Raw genomic sequence first — 20,198 nt, forward strand, 5'->3', positions numbered from 1 at the left:
AAGGATATTTCCAACGTTTTCAACTGGAAATACCCTTTTTATTTCATTTATAAATGATCTTCGTTTGAATCTATGCGTTTCTTTCTAAAAGCAAAATAACTTCCTATGCAAACTGCAAGAAGAACTACTGGAATAACCCAAATAAAAATCGGTGTTTCTTTTTCTTCTACTTCTTTTTTCTCATCAGAAACTTCAACATTTACTTCCTGACCTTCTAAATTCTCTTTCTTAGCAACTGTAAGATCATTTACAGATAATGGCTCTGTCATAAAACGATATGCCATAATATTCTCTTGTGTTCCAAGTCTTGAATAAGGTAAAACTCCACTAATATCATTTAACATGAGTTTATTATCTTCGTATGTAGACTGTTTTAAACTCTTTGCATTTGCAAGATTTGTATCTAATTTTTCATTAGATGCTTTTTCACCAGCCTCAATACTTTCTGATTGCTTTTTCGTATTGTCTTCAGAAGCCTTATAAACCTCCTCTACATAACTTTCATACTGCTTATTCTGGTTTTCAATCTTCTCTTCTACCTTACTCTGATTCTTATCTAAAGATTGTTCCAATTGTCCAAGCGCTTCTTGATTTAAATATTCTTGCGGAGTATACCTTAAAAGTGCTTCATCTAATTCATTTTTCTTCAAATCTGTATTATCGTAAGCTCCTCTTAAATTTGTTACCTGAGCTTTGATATTCTTATCTTTCTCTTGTAACTCATCATTTACTCCATTAAGAATGTTACCTCTATCTTGAGCATAAGCCTCAGACACTTTCATCATCTCATTCATTGCATTTCTTATAGCGTCTACATCCACATTTACATCCGAAAATTTTGGCTCTTCTATTTGATTTTTTAACCTATAATTTTTAATTTGAATTGAATTTAAATCTTCTACTTCATTTATATTAGGTTCTACTTCATAAATCGGTGCCGGAATTACACTTTTTATATAGTTCTCCCACTGTTCATCAGAAACTGGTAAATATGTCTCTGGTTCAATTGCTTCTAATTTTGAATATAACTTTTTGAAATTTTCTTTTAAGTCATTCAAAGCAGGATTTTTTTGAAAATCACTAATAGTATTATAATAGTTCGCCAAACCATTATTCTTTTCTATTATATGTTGATTTTCTAATGCCACCAATTTCTCATCTACGTCTTTTTTCGTATAAAAAGAATAGGTATTTTCTTCATATTCTACAGAATATCCGTCACACTCCTCTTCCGAAGAGGCACTACTATCAGCTGCACCCCATCTTTCTATATCGTTCTCATACTTATTAATTATAAATTTTGATTTTGCAATATATTCCTTCGTAGCACTTTCTATTTCTTTCAGTTTATCTGGAATCCCTTCTAACGCTTCAATACTACTATCTCTAATAACACCCAACTCTTTTTGTTCTGCTGGATTTGTATCTATATACTCCGGATACTCATATGGTGTCATGTGCATATTAAAAGCCTGTATCGCTTCATGCATACTGCCTTTTCCATATAACGTTTGATTCAATTCGCCAATTTTTGAAGAAACATTTTTATATTCCTCATCGCCTTTGTTCCACGCCTCTTGATAAGTCTTATCTATCTCAGCCAAAAGTTTATCTTCTTCTTCATAGTGTGGAACAAGATCCAAAACTTCTATATTCTTTTCTACTGTTGCAAGTTCGGGTAATTCAATGGTTTCCCTTAAGTCATCACCACTTACTTCTCCAAGTGCTTTTAAATCACGAACATCATTTTCTTTGATGTTTCCCGCTGCATCTTGAACTTTATGCACCTCTGTCAGTACAGAAGATAAATACAGTTCACTAATTCCATTATTCAATGTCGTGTATGCATTTCCAACAGAATAAATCGCCTTAGCCTGTGCATCCTGTGTAAGATTTGGTGCAATTGCATACTCTAAAACTGCCTTTTGCGGCGTACCGTTAATAGATTCAACAGCTTCCGAAAATGTTCCAGGTAAAATCATATATGCACTATATTTTCCGTTTTCTATACCCCGCTTTGCATCTTCAAGTCCTGTTGTTTCATACTTAACATTTAATGTTCCTAACAAAGATTGACTATAACTAATAACATCATCTTGCTTCTTTATACCTTCATCTGCATTTACGATGGCAATCAGTTCTGTATCATATAATTCTTCTTTTTGGGGCTTCTTTTCATTTAATAATGCTACTGGTTCCGTGTCATCTTTACTATTTAGATTCCCCATATAGTATCCACCACCCAAACAACATCCTATAACCAGTATGCCTAAAACAGTTTTCACTACCCTACTTTTCACATAGGTTTCCTCCCTTTTCGTAATTTCTGAGGAAAAAAATCTTTTCGATTTTCTTCCCAACTAAGAAACATCCCTTTGAAGCATATACACGGTTGTCTGATAAATAAGTGATGTCTTTCGTTACATTTTACACTATTGATAAATTCTTAGCAATATTTTTCAGCAAAATTCACCATTATTTTTCCTTATACTTCTAACATCTATCTTCTTCATTATCAAGAAGAACTTTCCTCATAAAATTCCAAAAAAGAATATCTTTTAAAGAATTACCATTATAAATAAAATTTCCCCATTCTCCTTTATCATTGCAGGTTTTCTTTTCTTGTTTATTTTTCATATAGATTCCCGTCAATCAAATCATAACTCATATCCAAAAAGTCTAAAATTTTTGCTTCGCTCACCGTTCCATCCAACAATATCGTGATCCAGTATTTTTTATTCATATGATATCCTGAAAGAAAACCATAAGTTTGTGTCAGAAGGCCAACCATATCCGGCTCACACTTCACATTGATGATATCTACCATCCCTTCCTCTTCCAAACCCAATTTTGATTTTTCAACTCGCAGAATAGCTGCATACCACTTTCCATTCTTATGCCGGAGAATTGCACTCTCCGGAGAACTCTTCCAAAGATATTCCGGAATTGTTCCATATTGTTTCTTCACATATTCGTAAATCTCTTCCTGTTTCAAGCATTCCACTCCCCAGTTCTTCTATATTGATCAATCTTACGATTGTACTTTTCATATTTTAACAGGCAGGACATCTGCCCTGCCTTCCTTTCCTATTATAGCATTGTTATTCAAGCTCTACAATTCCATCTATCATTCATTTTCCTGTTTCTAATAAACTACCATTCCATATCCCATAATGGAATTGGAACTGATCGCATAACTTCTCTCTTTTACCGCATCTCCACTATTTCCTTCTATGGTATAGACGGTTGTTCCGTCACAGCGTTCCACGATTCCTACATGGTCGCATGTTCCATCATGCTCCCAGTCAAAAAAGACGATCGCACCGGGACTTGGCATACTCCCAGCCCCCTGCCATTTCCCCTGATTCTGAAACCAGTTCTTACCATCCGTACAAAGGGAAAACTTGGGAACCGCACCACTTTGAATCAAACCTGCCTGATTCGCACACCAGCTGACAAAGCAGGCACACCATTCCTCCCGGCTGGTAAATCCATACCACGACCAAAACTTCTCTCCGCCTTCATTTCCAAGCTGACCTTTTGCAATATTGACAAGCTGTCTATTTCCAAAAAGTCCGGTAAACCAACCGCCACCGGAATAATACCGCATCACATGAGGCACATACTCCGGATCGCCATAACCCGACCAGCCATGGGCTGCTGCCTGCTCCTGGGAAAACTGTAGCGCATTGACTTTACTGTAACCTCCAAATTTTTCCAACGCCCACGAGATATATCCATTCCCATAATTATACCCCTGTAGGCTGAGTTTCAGCTTGTCCATATCCTGTGGACTTTCACACCCAGCTTCTCTGACACAATCCGCATAATACTGTATCCCCACCTTGATGGAATAGTCTGCATCCTGAATCGCTCCGGGTGTATTTGGATACTGGGTGTTATAAGGACACTCACTAGCCTGCATGGGATCTGTTCCCCTACCTCCGCTCTCCTGCATCATAATGGCTTGGATTGCTGAGACATATTCCGGGATACCAAATTCACTGGCATACTTTTGAATGGCAGGCGTATGTGCCAGCACTTCTGCGCTTAAAACCTCACTACTTTGGGAATTTCCTAAAAAGGCAGCACCTCCAATGAGCCCCACAATCAGAATCAGAACGACAAACACTGCGCCTCCACCTGCCATCAGTGCTGCAAATGCAGCTTTCACTGCATGAGCGGCGGCTTCTGCCATGGCTTTTAATCCTCTTCCGGTTGCCTTTGCAGTCTTTGCACTTTGCTTGGCAGTCTGAACCGAGTGTATGGTAGCCCATTTTGCTTCCCTGGCTGCTTTCATGGATTTCTGTGCTTGCTTTTTCTGTAAGGCTGCATGAGTTTTCACCTTTTTGGAAGAAATCAGAGAAGTTTTCACTACACGGGGCGCTGTTTTTACTGTCCGATTTCCAGCTTCCTTGATCGTTTTCTCGGCTTCCGGTTTGAGTTTAATGCTTCTTGTGGCTTCCGTTCGCCCTTTCTTTGCCATTTATGCCCTGCCTGGGTAGATGTGCCACCCACTCCTGTTTCTCCCTCTAAAGGGGATGTCGCAGTTTCTCTCTGCTTTTGTTTCTGCGCCTTTAACTTCTCATAAGTTTTCACTGCCAGCTTTTTTCCACCACGATAGGCTGCCGAAGTGCTTTCCTTTCCAACCCGCTGTTCCGCCCGTTCTATCCGGTTTCCAGCATATTCCACCGGAGATTCCTCTCCGGTTTCTCTTCCCACCTTGTCTGCCGCCATCCGGGATTTCTCTTTCGTTTCCAGCATGGCAGAACGCACCAGTTCTTTGGGAAGCCGGGAGGCAGGATTGCGGATCTTCGGGTTCTTATCCCATACCTTCTCTTTGATGTCTTTCAAACACACACCTCCCTGTATCGCATTACCGTTCCCTACTCTGTTTCTTTTGTCTCTTCTGCTGTTCTTCCAGCCTTTCCAGTTCCCTTACCGCTTCCTGCACCAGCGGATGATTGGCATAATAGAGAACACAGGACAGCAATTCCCTTCCCCTCTCACCCGTTACTAATGGATACTCCCCTTCGTTATAAAGAGGATCGTCTGCATGGTGCAGGGAAAACTCCAAAGACGGACCCATCTGAGAGGAACGCTTGCAAAATCTCTGGTAATGCCAAAACGCTTCTTTTAAAGATGTGCATTCGATGCATTCTCCCATCCCATGGAACTCCCCGCACTCCGAAGCAAGAAAGGTAATGGTTGTTTCTTCTTTCATGGCTCTCACCTGTCTCCCTTCAAATCTTTTCCTAATTTTCTGTAAAAAAAAGACAGGCACCTACACGATGTCTGTCTCTGTGGGATCTACCATCCCTTGTTCCTGATATTGTTGTTTTATAATTTATTCCAGCTGTTTCCGAATTTCCTTATCCGGTACCTGGATGCAAAATTCACGGATCCATCGCTCATGCAGATGCTCATCTGCTTCTGTCGACTCCCAGGACACGATGCTGCAAGTCTCATCATATAACAATTCCAACTGCCGAAACTGTTCGCCAAACTGTCCTGAATACTTATTCCAGATTTCCAGGTTATATAAGTTTAGCCCTAAAAAATCTGTCACATACGTCAGCCTGTCTAAATCTGAAAACGTCATCTTTTCTTTTCCCAATAAGATTTCCCTGTCACGCTTCCCACATAAAAACAGGAAAGCAAACCGTTCCATATCCTTTTGGTGCATACCCATCACCCTTCTTGTAAATAATTCCTTATTACGAAGCATTTAAGAAATCTTCTGCTGCATTTTCATTTCCAAGTAGAATCTGTTCCACTAATTCGTCATCACTCAACACGCATCAGACTCCTTTCCATTGAATATCTGTATATATATAATAACGGGTTATGCATTTAAAATGATTAAAAGATTCCTCATTTTTTTCATTTCAACGCATAAAGAAAAGTCCCATAAACATTGAGTTTACAGGACTTAACCATATCTTATCTTATATTATCGTAACTGTTCAGAGCCAACCTCCAAAATGCTGCGCATTTCGTCGGTGTGGCGTATCCGCCAGATAAAATTTCAAAAACAGTTTTAAAAATGCAAGCATTTTTAAAACTGTTTTTTGAAATTTTGCTTGGCTCTGAACAGTTACATATTATCTTAGAATTTCTTAATTAGCAAATTCCCTGAGCTGTCATAGCCTCTACAACCTTCTCAAATCCGGCGATATTAGCACCTACAACGTAGTTACCCTTGAATCCGTATTTCTCAGCTGCATCCGTCATGTTGTGGCAGATGTTAACCATGATGTTTTTAAGTTTAGCATCTACTTCTTCGAATGTCCAACTCAGACGTTCGCTGTTCTGAGACATTTCAAGTGCAGATGTAGCAACACCACCGGCGTTAGCTGCTTTACCAGGTGCAAAGATAACACCATTCTCCTGCAGATACTCTGTAGCTTCGAGAGTTGTAGGCATATTAGCACCTTCACATACTGCAATACATCCGTTTGCAACAAGTGCTTTTGCATCTTCAAGGTGAAGCTCATTCTGTGTAGCACATGGAAGAGCGATGTCAACTTTAACATTCCATACCCCTCTTCCTTCATGGTACTCTGAATTTGGACGATAGTTCTTGTACTCTGTAAGTCTTGCACGTTTCACTTCTTTGATCTCTTTGAGAGCTGCAACATCGATTCCGTCCGGATCGTATACCCATCCTGTAGAATCACTTACTGTAACAACTTTAGCTCCGAGTTCCTGGGCTTTCTGAGTTGCATAAATCGCAACGTTACCTGCTCCTGAAACAGCAACTGTCTTACCTGCAAGTTCGATACCATTGAGTTTCAGAAGTTCATCTGTCAGATACAGAAGACCATATCCTGTAGCTTCTGTACGAGCAAGAGATCCACCATAGGAAAGTCCTTTTCCTGTAAGAACTCCTTCATATACTCCACGGATTCTCTTGTACTGTCCGAACATATATCCGATCTCTCTTGCGCCTGTACCGATATCTCCTGCAGGAACATCAGTATCAGCACCAATATATTTGCAAAGCTCTGTCATAAAGCTCTGGCAGAATGCCATAACTTCTCTGTCAGATTTTCCCTTAGGATCGAAATCAGATCCACCTTTACCTCCACCGATTGGAAGTCCTGTGAGGGAGTTTTTGAAAATCTGCTCGAAACCGAGGAATTTGATAATACCAAGGTTTACAGATGGATGAAGACGAAGACCTCCCTTGTATGGTCCAATTGCACTGTTGAACTGTACACGGTATCCTGTGTTAACCTGTACCTGACCCTTGTCATCTACCCACGGTACACGGAACTTAAACTGTCTCTCAGGCTCTACAAGTCTCTCAAGAAGAGCGTCTTTACGGAATTTTTCTTCATTTGCTTCAATCACAACACGAAGAGACTCCAACACCTCTTTTACTGCCTGGTGGAATTCCGGCTCTGCAGGATTCTTCTTTACAACTAAATCAATCACTTCATCAACGTATGACATCTTAATTACCTCCTAGAATAAATAGATTGGGATTCCTGTCTCCCTGATACTATTGTATCTTTCGTCAACTGATGTCTTTTCTAAAAGAAAAAACAAACTGACAAGCAATCTGTTACCTCAGACACCGTTGTCTACTCGTTTATTTTATAAGCTAAATGAAAGATTGTCAATCATTAATTGCATTATTTTAAAGTTTTATCACTTTAAGTTGATAAAACTGCATGAACCAATGTATCAAATTGCAATTTTCAGCATATTTAAGGTTATATGTTGAGTAAACAGATGGGAAAATGGTGCTTTTCCATAAGATAACCTGCATTGTATGCCACAATGCGCATTCTAAGCGGAGCGTTTTTAATATATTAGGACAGGACTTTCCTAATATATTAAAAAACAGAGTACTGTTTCCAGTACTCTGTCCATTTGCACATATTAGTTATATTTACGTTTTCTAGCAGCTTCAGATTTCTTTTTACGTCTAACGCTTGGTTTCTCGTAGTGCTCTCTCTTACGAATCTCCTGCTGAATACCAGCCTTTGCACAGTTTCTCTTGAATCTGCGTAAGGCGCTATCTAACGTTTCGTTTTCTTTAACGATTACATTTGACATAGTCTCACACCTAACCTCCCCTCCAGCCTTGTATTGTGCATCATACGACTGTTCGGGTATATTTATTGCACTGGATATTATTATAACATATTTTTTCAAAACGTCAACTGCTTTTTATGATTTTTACCGATTTTTTATACTTTTTTCTCGCTTCTACCCAAAAGAGAATCTGCCACAGACAGATTCTCTTTACAATGACTTTATTTAATCTGATCAGCCAGTGCTTCTTCTGCTTTTGCAAGTGCATCCTGGATTCCTGCTGGGTTCTTTCCACCTGCCTGGGCCATGTTCGGACGACCACCGCCGCCTCCGCCAACAAGGCCTGCAATTGCTTTCACAAGATTTCCTGCGTGTGCTCCCTGCTTCATTGCTCCGTCTGTTGCTGTAGCCATCAGGCTTACTTTTCCGTCATTTCCTGATGCAAGTACAACCACACCTTCGCCAAGCTTCTCTTTGAGCTGGTCTCCAAGATCACGAAGTCCGTTCATATCAACACCGTCAAGCTGTGCTGCAAGAAGCTTCACACCTTTTACTTCTTTCACCTGGTCAAGAATATCTCCTGCTGCGTTCTGAGCCATCTTGCTCTTAAGACTCTCAACTTCTCCCTTCAGAGACTTGTTCTCTGCCTGAAGATGTGTGATCTTCTCTGCAAGATTCTCCGGAGTTGCTTTTACAAGCTGTGCTGCTTCTTTGAGAAGATGCTCCATCTCAGCATAGTAGTTCATAAGTCCTTCAGATGTCAGAGCTTCAATACGACGAACACCTGCCGCTACACCACTCTCAGAAATAATCTTCAGTGCTGTGATCTCTGATGTATTCTTAACATGCGTACCACCACAGAATTCAACGGAGAATCCGCTCATATCTACGACGCGTACAACGTCACCGTATTTCTCACCAAACAGAGCCTGTGCTCCTGTCTTTCTTGCTTCCTCGATTGGAAGGTTCTTTGTCACAACTGCGAGGGCATTTGTGATCTGCTCATTCACAATTTTTTCAACCTTCTTCAGTTCCTCAGGTGTTACTGCTGAGAAATGTGTAAAGTCAAAACGAAGTCTGTCTGCATTTACAAAAGATCCTGCCTGCTCTACATGGCTTCCAAGTACTGTACGGAGTGCTTTCTGAAGCAGATGTGTTGCACTGTGGTTTCTTTCTGTAAGTGCACGGTTCTTTGCGTCAACTTCAAGAGTTACCGCATCACCAATCTTGATCATTCCTTTTACAACATGTCCTACATGTCCAACCTTTGTTCCTGCAAGGTGAATACAATCTTCTACAACAAACTCTCCGTCGGCTGTACGAATCACACCTTTATCAGCTTCCTGTCCACCCATTGTTGCATAGAATGGAGTCTGCTCAACGATGATTGTTCCCTTTTCTCCATCAGAAAGTGCATCAACAACTTCTGTCTCTGTTGTAAGAGCTGTAACCTTAGAATCAAATGTCAGATTGTCATATCCGACAAATTCTGTCGCAAGTGCTGCATCTAGCTGATCGTATACAGAAACTTCTTTTCCTGTATAAGAATGAGTTCCGAATGTTCCTTCTGATTTCGCACGCTGTTCTTCCTGTGCTTTCTTGAATCCTTCCTCGTCATAAGTCAGCCCCTTTTCTTCCAGGATCTCACTTGTCAGATCGATTGGGAATCCATAAGTATCATAAAGCTTAAATGCATTCTCTCCGGAAAGAACTTTCTCTCCATTCTTCTCCATCTCAGCTTCCATATCTGCAAGGATTGCAAGTCCCTGATCGATTGTCTTATTGAAGTTTGCTTCTTCTTTCGCAATTACATTAAAGATAAACTCTTTCTTCTCTTCCAACTCCGGATATCCATCCTTGGAACCTTCAATTACAGTTGTTGCAAGCTCTACAAGGAATGCTCCGTCAATTCCGAGCAGCTTTCCGTGACGGCATGCACGTCTTAACAGACGGCGGAGAACATATCCACGACCGCTGTTAGAAGGTAAGATACCATCAGAAACCATAAATGTTACGGAACGAATATGGTCTGTAACAACACGCAGAGAAACATCTGTCTCATGATCTATTCCGTACTGCTTGCCGGAGAGATTACATACATGATCTCTCAGTGCTTTCATTGTATCAATATCAAACATGGAATCTACATCCTGTACGATGCAGGCAAGACGCTCAAGTCCCATACCTGTATCAATGTTCTTCTGGATCAGGTCTGTATAGTTTCCGTGTCCGTCGTTGTTGAACTGGCTGAATACGTTATTCCAGATCTCCATGTAACGGTCGCACTCACATCCTACTGTACATCCCGGTTCTCCACATCCGTATTTTTCTCCACGGTCATAGTAAATCTCAGAACACGGACCACATGGACCTGAACCGTGCTCCCAAAAGTTATCTTCCTTGCCAAAACGGAAGATACGCTCTGCCGGAATTCCCATCTTCTTATTCCAGATTTCGAACGCTTCATCATCATCTTCATATACTGAAGGATATAATCTGTTCGGATCAAGTCCCACAACTTCTGTAAGGAACTCCCAGGACCACTCGATTGCTTCATTCTTGAAATAATCTCCAAAAGAGAAGTTTCCAAGCATCTCAAAGAATGTACCGTGACGTGCTGTCTTACCGACATTCTCGATATCTCCTGTACGAATACATTTCTGACATGTTGTCACTCTTCTTCTCGGCGGGATCTCCTGTCCTGTGAAATATGGTTTCAGCGGAGCCATTCCTGAATTAATCAGGAGAAGACTCTTATCATTATGTGGTACTAAAGAAAAGCTCTTCATTGCAAGATGTCCCTTGCTCTCAAAGAACTCCAAAAACATTTTTCTTAATTGGTTTACTCCGTATGGCTGCATACATCCATCCTCCTCTTTCGCTCATAAAAAGCCTATTTTGTAATATACCACAACAGCCTCCGTTTGTAAAGCGGAGGCCGGTTATTGTCCGTATATTTACTTATTTTAATTCAATTTCTTCCAGTTCTTTCGGTGGAAGTGCTCTGCTTGAGTTTTTGACATAAGCTGCGACATCTTTCTTCGCAGTCGGGATTGGAATATTCGTTCCAGCTCCTGCAATACATCCGCCAGGACATCCCATACCCTCGATCAGACAACCGTTCATTCTTCCGGCTTTGGCAAGTGTCAGGATCTTCTTACATTCTGCCAGCCCTTCCGCATGCTCAATATTAACCTGTGTTCCAGGGTAATACTCGTTAATACATTCTTCGATTGCCTTTGCAACTCCTCCTGCACAGGCGTATCCACGTCCGGCTCCTGTCGCATCATGGAAAGAAGACTCTGCCTCATAAGCTGTCAGATCAATTCCCTTCGCATCAAACATTGCCTGCAATTCTTCAAATGTAACAACGAAATCTACATCACTTCTCACAGTACGTCTGGAAGCTTCCAGCTTCTTCGCTGCACAAGGTCCGATAAATACAACCTTTGCATTCGGATGTTCCTGTTTGATTGTTCGTGCTGTTGCAACCATCGGAGTCAGTTCCTGTGAGATCTGATCGATCAGATCCGGGAAGAACTTCTTCGCAAGCATTGCCCAGGATGGACAACAGGATGTCAGAAGGAATGGAAGTTCTCCGGTTGTCACTTTATTCACATAATGATGTGCTTCTGCAATTGCTCCGATATCAGCTCCAAGAGCAACCTCATATGTCTCTGAGAATCCGAGTTCTTCAAGAGCTGCCTTGAAATTTCTCACATTAATATTCGGTCCAAACTGACCGACAAATGCCGGTGCTACCTCAGCTACGACCTCTTCTCCTTCTGAAAGTGCACGAGCCAGCTGGAAGATCTGAGACTTGTCAGAAATCGCACCAAACGGGCAGCTTACCATACACATTCCGCAGGAAACACATTTGTCAGCATCAATATAAGCACGTCCTAATTTATCTGATGTAATTGCATTCACTCCACATGCTTTCTTGCAAGGACGTTCTTTCTTGGCAATCGCATCGTATGGACAGACAGATTTACACTTTCCACACTTGATACATTTATCCTGATCGATAAATGACTTTCCATTCACCATGGAAATAGCACCTCTGGGACAGACTTCCTGACATGGATGTGCAAGACATCCCTTACATACATTGCTGACCTCGTATTTATTCTCCTCACAGCTCTCGCATCCGGACGGAATCACCTGCATCAGCGGTGGCTCATAGTATTTCTCAGAAATATTACTGGCCTCAACGCCTGCTGTCAAGTGGACCGGCTTATTCTCCGGACGAAGGGAAAGTCCCATCGCAAGACGAAGTCTTTCTCTTACGACTGCTCTCGCACGATAAATACTCTCACGGTATTTTACTTCTGAATCTTCTCCAACGATTTCATATGGAATTGCTTCCATATCTGCTACCAATGTCTCTGCATTTGCTTTAAATCCAAGCTTGGCAACTTCTGTAAACACTTGTCTTCGAATTGCACGAACCGGTGTCTGTAATCCTCTCATTTTTGATCTCCTCCTATTCTTTAGTTCCAAAAACTCTCTGTGCATAATGAACCGACTGCATGGCATCTTTGCCATAAAAATCAGCTCCTATCATATCAGCATACTCCTGATTCAGAACAGCTCCTCCTACCATCACAAGGCAATTCGGAGCTTTCTCTCTAAGCTGTCTGATCGTCTCTTCCATACTCACAACGGTCGTAGTCATCAGCGCGCTCAGTCCTACCAGATGAATCTCCTGCTCAAGTACTGTATCAACGATTGTCTCCGGCGGAACATCCTTTCCAAGATCGATCACATCAAAACTATAGTTTTCAAGCAGAACCTTCACGATATTTTTACCGATATCATGAATATCCCCTTTTACTGTCGCAAGAATGATCTTTCCTTTCTTCTCCTGCACTTCTCCGCTGCTTTCCATTTTCTCTTTAAGCACCGCAAATGCTGCCTTGGCCGCTTCGGCACTCATCAGTAGCTGTGGCAAAAAGACGGTTCCCTTCTCAAATCCTTCGCCTACCGTATTCAGTGCCGGGATCAACTCTTCGTTAATGATCTCCAGACCATCTTTCTCCTGGATCATCTCAGATGTAATGCTGTTCGCCTCTTCACGAAGTCCTCTTTCAATTGCACTTTTCAGTGTCATCTTGTGAGCTGAACCTGTTACCAAGACCGGAGCTGTTCCCGGCTGCTGTGCATATTTATTAATATAATTCTCACAGTTGCTGTCCAGATTCATCAGTGCATGGTATGCATACCATGCCTTCATCATATCCTCCGAGTTCGGATTGATAATTCCAACGCTCAGACCATTCTGCATTGCCATCGTATAAAAGATGGAGTTTACAATCGGTCTGCTTGGGAGACCGAAAGAAATATTTGATACACCAAGCACAGTACACACACCAACTTCATCACGGAGTCTGCGAAGTGTCTCAAGTGTCACTTTCGCACCTTCCGGTTCTGAACTGATCGTCATTGCCAGGGCATCAATTACAATATCTTTCTTCTCGATACCGTATTTTGCTGCCTCTGCGATAATCTTCTTCGCAATCTGTACACGTCCCTCGGCTGTTGCCGGGATTCCGTCTTCATCAAGTGCCAAGCCGATCACAACACCGCCATACTTCCGGATCAGTGGAAACACTGCATCCATTGACTCCTGCTTTCCACTGACTGAATTGACCATCGCCTTACCATTGTAAATGCGAAGTGCATTCTCCATCGCAACCGTATCAACCGTATCAATCTGAAGCGGAAGATTCGTCACACTCTGAAGTTCCTGGACAACTTCCTTCATCAATGTCGGCTCGTCAATATCCGGAAGTCCTACGTTAACATCCAGAATATGTGCACCGTTATCCTGCTGTGCAATTCCTTCTTTTAAAATATAATCAAGATCATGTTCCTTAAGCGCCTGTTTAAAGCGTTTCTTTCCGGTTGGATTAATACGTTCACCAATAATCTTTGATCCGGTTCCAAGGAACACACTCTGACCATAAGAAGATACCACAGTATAACTTTTCTTCTCAATCGGCTTCACCGGAATGTCTTTACACTGCTTCACCATCTCTGCAATATGTGCAGGAGTTGTTCCGCAGCATCCCCCGATCACAACTGCCCCAAGATCAACAACATGACACATAACAGAAGCAAATTCTTCCGGAGAAACATCGTAATAAGTTTCTCCGTCTTTCTGCTTCGGAAGACCTGCATTCGGTTTGACGATCACAGGCACAGAGGAATACTTCATGATCTGCTCCAGGATCGGCAGCATCTGCTCCGGTCCCATTCCACAGTTGATTCCAAGGGCATCAATCCTTAATCCTTCAAGCATTGCCACAACAGACGGAACATCTGCTCCGGTCAGAAGCTTTCCACGCTCATCAAAAATCGTCGTAGCGAAAACCGGAAGAGATGTATTCTCTTTCGCTGCAAGCACTGCTGCCTTCAGTTCATAAGTGTCACTCATGGTCTCAATATGGATCAGATCCGCACCGGCTTTCTCTCCGAGGATCATAACTTCTTTGAATGTCTCATACGCTGTCTCGAAATCCAGATCACCCATCGGTTTTAAAAGCTTTCCTGTCGGTCCGATATCCAGTGCTGTGTAGATTCTTCTTCCACCACCTGCCTCTTCAGCCGCATCCTTCACATGCCCGATCGCAAGACGGATAATTTCTTCCAATGGAAAATCATCGCAATGGAATTTCAATGCATTCGCTCCAAATGTATTCGCAAGTACAATATCACTTCCTGCTGAAATATATTGTTTGTGAATGTTTTTGATTTCATCCGCATGTGTAACATTCCATGTCTCCGGTAACTCTCCCGGCTGAAGTCCCTTTGCCTGAAGCAAGGTTCCCATTCCGCCGTCAAAATATAATAACTCTTTTCCCAGGCGTTCTCGTATCATCTTCTTGTATCAATCCTTCCTCTCTTATCTCTTGCTTATCGTCGGTATTCACAATCTTTTTTTGTACAGACCTCACATCCTGAGATTGGACATCTGTCCTTCTGTGTACTGATTCCAATTACTGCTGTTACCGACTTTGTTGGTGTCATCATAAAGCTGTCTGTCAAAGTCAGCCCGATTGTCTTTGCACAATTCAACATTCGTACGATCGGTTCTTGATAACAGATGTCAAAATCTCCATATCCGGGACTGAATCTCGGTCTTAAATACAAATGTTCTTCTTCAAGCTCTGCCGCAATCTTCTTCTGACATTCATCGCAATATTCTTCTAACATTGCTGCTGCACAGGACTGCAAAACAACTGCTCTTGCCATGTCTGTCAAAGAGATCCTGCGCATCAGCCGGTCAACTCCGGCGCCAAGTGTTGCTCCAAAAAGAACAACCCGACGGCATCCTTTCAGATTTCTACTCAGGCTCTTACTTTGAATCTCCATCTGTCCAATAACCAGTCTTCCGTCTTCTGTATGATTCAGGTCAAAAATTTGGCAGATGGACTTAGGCCCTGCTTCCTGTTCCAGGTCTTTGAAAGACTGTTGGATCAGTTCCAAGGTTCGCTCATCTGCCTCATTTCTTCCAAATCCCAGATAACGAACTGCTTCACGTACTCTCTTCTCTGTCTCTATCATCTGGTCATCCACTTTCTTAACACTTGATAATCTCGGAAAGATTATTCATAATTGCTACTGCAATTTCCGGCTTATTCATAGAATAAATATGAATATTGTTCACACCGTTCGCAAGAAGATCAATAATCTGATCTGTTGCATAGACAATTCCTGCCTGCTTCATCGCATCCGGAGAACTTCCGAAGCGATCTAATATTGCAAGAAATCTTCTCGGAAATACTGTTCCGGAAAGTTCCTGGCTTCGCTTCATCTGAGCAGCACTGGTAATCGGCATGATTCCCGGCAGAACCGGAACTGTGATCCCTGCTTCTCTGATTCTGTACAGGAAATTATAATGGATATCATTATCAAAGAACATCTGTGTTGTAAGGAAATCAACTCCACTGTCTACCTTCTGTTTCAGATAACGGATATCATCCTCTTTATGTTCCTGCTCCACATGTCCTTCCGGATAACATGCTGCACCAATACAGAAATCCCCATGTTTCTTGATTTCCTGTACCAGTTCATAAGCATAATGGAATCGATCTCCATCAGGGAATGTCATGCCTTCCGGAATATCTCCTCGTAAAGCGAGAATATTCTCGATTCCATGAGCCTTCAGGTTTTCAATTACCTCTCCAACTTCTTCTTTTGTGGATGAAGCACATGTCAGATGTGCAAGACTCATCACTCCGAGATCATCCTTAATATGGGATGCGATCTTCGCTGTGTTCTTGCTTGTTCCGCCACCGGCTCCATAGGTTACGCTGATATAAGATGGGTTCAGTTTGGCAATCTCATCTGTTGCTGATAATACTTTGTCAAATCCTGCATCTGTCTTCGGCGGAAACACCTCAAAAGAAATGTGGATGCCTTTCTGGTTCAGTTTGTCAATAATTTTCATCGGGTCTGTTACTCCTTGCTCTTGTGTTACTCTTGTATTACTTCTTTGTTACTTCTTATAATTCTTATTCTCCGATCAGACTTCTGTACAGATCTTCATACTGTCTTGCGGAATTCATCCATGAAAAATCCTGAGCCATCGCGCGTTCGATCATCTTGTTCCAGTCACGTTTCTTGTCATAATAGATTCTTTCTGCATAACGTACAGTGTTCAACATCTCATGCGCATTATAATTAGAGAAACTGAATCCTGTACCTGTCTTCTCAAACTCATTGTACGGTTCTACAGTATCTTTCAATCCTCCTGTCTCACGAACGATCGGAAGTGTTCCGTATCTCAGACTCATCAGCTGGCTGAGTCCGCATGGCTCGAATAAGGATGGCATAAGGAATGCATCACATCCGGCATAAAGTCTGTGAGAAAGATCATCGGAATAGAAAATATTCGCTGAAACCTTTCCTGCATACTTCCATGCAAAGTGACGGAACATATTCTCATATTTCGGATCTCCTGTTCCAAGTACTGCAATCTGCACTGCATCCTGGCACATCTCATCCATCATATAATCGATCAGATCAAATCCTTTCTGATCTGTCAAACGGGAAACGATTCCGATCAACATTACATGATTGTCTTTATCCAGTCCAAGTTCTTCCTGAAGAGCAGCCTTATTCACCGGTTTGTTTTTCCGGAAATTCTCAACGTTAAATGTCTTTGCGATTCTATGATCTGTATCCGGATTCCAGTCATTGTAATCCAGACCATTCACAATACCGCAAAGATCATTTGATCTTGCTGCCATCAGTCCGTCAAGACCTTCTCCATAGAACGGTGTCTTGATCTCTTCTGCATAGCTGTGGCTTACTGTTGTCACCTTATCTGCATAAACAATACCGCCTTTGAGCATATTAGCATCTTTGTATGCCTCAAGCTTATCCGGAACGAAATAATAATCCGGAAGTCCTGTGATTCCTTGTACAGTCTTTGTATCCCATACCCCCTGGAACTTCAGGTTATGTATTGTCATAACTGTCTTGATTCCTCTGTAATATTCTCCGAAGAAACGGAAATTATCCAGATATACCGGAATCAGACCTGTCTGCCAGTCATGACAGTGAATCAGATCCGGACGGAACCCAATAACCGGAAGAATACTTAAAACTGCCTTACAGAAGAAAGAGAATTTTTCAATATTCCACTTCGGATCTCCATCATATGGAGCAAATCCTGAAAAATAAAATTCGTTATCAATAAAATAAAATGTAACTCCGTTTAATTCTGTCTTAAAGATTCCGACATAGCGATCCTCTCCTGCAAAATCCATGTAGAAGTTTGTGATATACTCAAGGCGGTCTACCCACTCCTGTTTCATACACATGTACTTAGGTAAAACTACACGGCAGTCATATTTCTCTTTATCAAAATCTTTTGGAAGTGAACCTACAACGTCAGCAAGGCCTCCGGTCTTTATAAATGGTACACATTCTGATGAAGCGAACAAAATGTTTTTCATACTTAGATCCTCCACTTTCACTTGCCCTCTTTCGGCAATTACTTATAAAATATTATACCGCATTTTTATCATAATGCAAAGGATTTCTCATTGTAATTTACTTCTTATTTCCCATGCCTGTATTCCAATTGTATTGTATCTGCGATCAGAGCAATAAATTCAGAATTTGTCGGTTTCCCTTTTCCATTGCTTACTGTGTACCCAAAAAGTTCATCCAGAGTGTCCAGCTTTCCTCTGCTCCATGCCACTTCAATCGCATGTCGGATCGCACGTTCTACTCTGCTTGATGTTGTCTGGTACTTCTTTGCGACGGTTGGATACAGGATCTTTGTGATTGCATTGAGCACATCCATATCATCTACCGCCATCATAATCGCATCCCTCAGATAATGATACCCCTTAATATGAGCCGGTATTCCGATTTCATGCAGCATATTTGTCACTCGTGTCTCCAGACTTTCTCCTCTGTTTTCAGATGCCGCCTCAGAGTTTCTTGTTTCCATACCGTGTGGCATCCGTCCCGCACTTCGGATTCGTTCTAACAGCATCTCATTTTGAAACGGTTTCATCATATAGTAATTTGCGCCTTTATTAAAAGCATCTTCTGTAATCTTTTCTTGCCCAACTGCTGTGATTACGATAAAATACGGATGCTTGCTGACAGTTTTGTCATGATTGATCCGGTCCATAACCGTCAATCCATCCATTTTCGGCATAATCAAGTCGAGAAGAACAACATCCGGCTGTTTATCTTTGATGATCTGACACATCTCTTCACCATTTTTCGCCTTTCCGACCAGATTCATGTCTTTTTCCATCCCGATCACACGATCCAAAAGGTCCAAAATTTTCTGGTTATCATCAGCAATGGCTATTTTCAAATGTTCCATCTTCTTCTCTCCTTTTTCTGAGAACGTTTGTCTTGTTACACCACTTGTGTATTATATTCCAGCTTTTTTGTCGGATTCAAGAAAATCTTGCAGTAGTATTTCGACATCCTTTTCGACCCTTTTCACGATTCTTCCTCTTTCAACATGTTTTCAATAAAAATACCGTATCCTTTTGTCGAATCTTGTACAAACACATGAGTTACAGCTCCGATCAGTTTTCCATTCTGAATGATGGGACTCCCACTCATCCCCTGAATAATGCCCCCTGTCTTTTCCAGCAATTCCGTATCTGTCACCTGAATTACCATTCCTTTGTTCACCTGGTCGGATTCTTTATCAATTTGCGTTACACGGATTGAATATTCTTTCACCTCCCCGTCAATGTAGCAGCGAATCCTTGCCTCCCCCGTCTTTATTTCCTCTTTTTCCGCTACCTGTATAGGAACCTCTTCTCCTATCCAGCTTCTGTCTGAATTTAATTCTCCATAAATACCCTCATCCGTATTTTTCTCAATCACTCCAAGCTGATGAAACCGATTATAAACAATAATCCCTTCCATTGTTCCTGGATTCCCTTTGCTTCCCTTTTGCACTTTCTGAATACTGGTTCTATAAAGCGTTCCTCTTTTGATCGTAAGAAGTGTACTTGTATCAACATCATGAATGCCATGTCCCAGTGCTGCGAACCTGTTATTTTTTGTCAAAAATGTGATCGTCCCAAGTCCCTGTACATTATCTCTTACCCAGATTCCCAGGCGATAATTTCCTTTTGAAATCTGCACAGGAGTCAATTTCTTTTCTAATATCGTATTTTCGCGTCTGACTGTCAGAAGGACCTTCTCTCCATCCAGATGTTCCACCAGATCCATCAACTGTTTTTTCCCTTCAATCTTCTGGTGATTCACTTCCGTAATATAATCACCGGAACTTACCACACCCTGCGCAGGTGTATATTCCTTTCCATCCATACCTGTCATTTTCTCCGTGTCTAAAACCAGTACACCATCCGTTTCCATATAAATTCCAACCGGCATTCCTCCAAGCAGAACCGTATCTTCTTCCTTTTCTGCAGCCAGACTTTCCACCTCCCGGCCACTGACTTCTGTATTTTCCATAAATTCTGTAATCTGTGTACAGCCACATAGCATCAACAGACAGAACAGAAACAACAGACCTGTCCTGCTCATATTCCTTTTCCTGCGTTCTTTCATGATCCACACTCCTCTCTTGCAAATATTAAGAGCAGATGCTGTTTACATCTGCTCTTAGTATGTGTGGATCTTCTTCTTTTCAC

Annotated in this window: 17 protein-coding genes; all 17 read right to left on the minus strand. The window is 41.6% G+C overall.

Going from position 1 to position 20,198, the window contains the following annotated elements; genetic code table 11:
- Positions 1-47: 47 nt before the first annotated feature.
- Complete coding sequence (locus DXB52_RS04435; RefSeq protein ID WP_147343350.1) at positions 48-2,300, minus strand: hypothetical protein; 2,253 nt, start codon at positions 2,298-2,300, stop codon at positions 48-50.
- Positions 2,301-2,493: 193 nt separating this feature from the next.
- Positions 2,494-2,637, minus strand: coding sequence for a hypothetical protein (locus DXB52_RS16125; RefSeq protein ID WP_181980152.1), 144 nt, complete (start codon positions 2,635-2,637; stop codon positions 2,494-2,496).
- Entirely contained in the window at positions 2,627-2,995 is a 369-nt protein-coding gene (locus tag DXB52_RS04440) for an MmcQ/YjbR family DNA-binding protein (protein WP_181983015.1), read from the minus strand. Before DXB52_RS04440 ends, DXB52_RS16125 begins: the two co-directional genes overlap by 11 nt.
- 150 nt (positions 2,996-3,145) lie before the next feature.
- Positions 3,146-4,486 (minus strand): lysozyme family protein, encoded by a 1,341-nt coding sequence (locus DXB52_RS04445; protein WP_330663500.1) that lies wholly within the window; start codon positions 4,484-4,486, stop codon positions 3,146-3,148.
- The gene (locus tag DXB52_RS16655) at positions 4,393-4,854 is read right to left on the minus strand and encodes a hypothetical protein (protein WP_330663499.1); all 462 of its coding nucleotides are present in this window, start codon (positions 4,852-4,854) and stop codon (positions 4,393-4,395) included. The genes DXB52_RS04445 and DXB52_RS16655 overlap by 94 nt, the downstream gene beginning before the upstream one ends.
- A gap of 22 nt (positions 4,855-4,876) precedes the next feature.
- Positions 4,877-5,224, minus strand: a complete 348-nt coding sequence (locus tag DXB52_RS04450; RefSeq protein WP_118106619.1) for a hypothetical protein — start codon at positions 5,222-5,224, stop codon at positions 4,877-4,879.
- A gap of 123 nt (positions 5,225-5,347) precedes the next feature.
- Positions 5,348-5,728 carry a hypothetical protein gene (locus DXB52_RS04455; protein WP_227159329.1) on the minus strand — a complete coding sequence of 127 codons (381 nt, stop codon included), beginning with the start codon at positions 5,726-5,728 and terminating at the stop codon, positions 5,348-5,350.
- A gap of 395 nt (positions 5,729-6,123) precedes the next feature.
- Positions 6,124-7,458, minus strand: a complete 1,335-nt coding sequence (gene gdhA, locus DXB52_RS04460) for an NADP-specific glutamate dehydrogenase (protein ID WP_117835672.1) — start codon at positions 7,456-7,458, stop codon at positions 6,124-6,126.
- 432 nt (positions 7,459-7,890) lie between these two features.
- Entirely contained in the window at positions 7,891-8,067 is a 177-nt protein-coding gene (gene rpsU, locus DXB52_RS04465; RefSeq protein ID WP_004054229.1) for a 30S ribosomal protein S21, read from the minus strand.
- A 200-nt stretch (positions 8,068-8,267) separates the two neighbouring features.
- Entirely contained in the window at positions 8,268-10,907 is a 2,640-nt protein-coding gene (gene alaS / locus DXB52_RS04470) for an alanine--tRNA ligase (RefSeq protein WP_118106620.1), read from the minus strand.
- Positions 10,908-11,007: 100 nt separating this feature from the next.
- Complete coding sequence (locus tag DXB52_RS04475; RefSeq protein WP_117539788.1) at positions 11,008-12,519, minus strand: 4Fe-4S dicluster domain-containing protein; 1,512 nt, start codon at positions 12,517-12,519, stop codon at positions 11,008-11,010.
- Between the two features lie 13 nt (positions 12,520-12,532).
- Entirely contained in the window at positions 12,533-14,929 is a 2,397-nt protein-coding gene (locus tag DXB52_RS04480) for a homocysteine S-methyltransferase family protein (RefSeq protein ID WP_118106621.1), read from the minus strand.
- Positions 14,930-14,964: 35 nt separating this feature from the next.
- Positions 14,965-15,615, minus strand: a complete 651-nt coding sequence (locus tag DXB52_RS04485; protein WP_117909371.1) for a vitamin B12 dependent-methionine synthase activation domain-containing protein — start codon at positions 15,613-15,615, stop codon at positions 14,965-14,967.
- A gap of 16 nt (positions 15,616-15,631) precedes the next feature.
- Positions 15,632-16,501, minus strand: coding sequence for a methylenetetrahydrofolate reductase [NAD(P)H] (metF, locus tag DXB52_RS04490; protein WP_118106622.1), 870 nt, complete (start codon positions 16,499-16,501; stop codon positions 15,632-15,634).
- A gap of 64 nt (positions 16,502-16,565) precedes the next feature.
- Positions 16,566-18,014 (minus strand): glycogen synthase GlgA, encoded by a 1,449-nt coding sequence (glgA, locus tag DXB52_RS04495; RefSeq protein WP_117539782.1) that lies wholly within the window; start codon positions 18,012-18,014, stop codon positions 16,566-16,568.
- Between the two features lie 104 nt (positions 18,015-18,118).
- A complete protein-coding gene (gene spo0A / locus DXB52_RS04500) occupies positions 18,119-18,904 on the minus strand; it encodes a sporulation transcription factor Spo0A (protein WP_117909373.1) in 786 nt (261 codons plus the stop codon).
- Positions 18,905-19,026: 122 nt separating this feature from the next.
- Complete coding sequence (gene spoIVB / locus DXB52_RS04505) at positions 19,027-20,115, minus strand: SpoIVB peptidase (protein ID WP_118106623.1); 1,089 nt, start codon at positions 20,113-20,115, stop codon at positions 19,027-19,029.
- Between the last annotated feature and the right edge of the window lie 83 nt (positions 20,116-20,198).

Source organism: Ruminococcus sp. OM04-4AA (assembly GCF_003462585.1).
GTDB classification, from domain to species: domain Bacteria; phylum Bacillota; class Clostridia; order Lachnospirales; family Lachnospiraceae; genus Mediterraneibacter; species Mediterraneibacter faecis.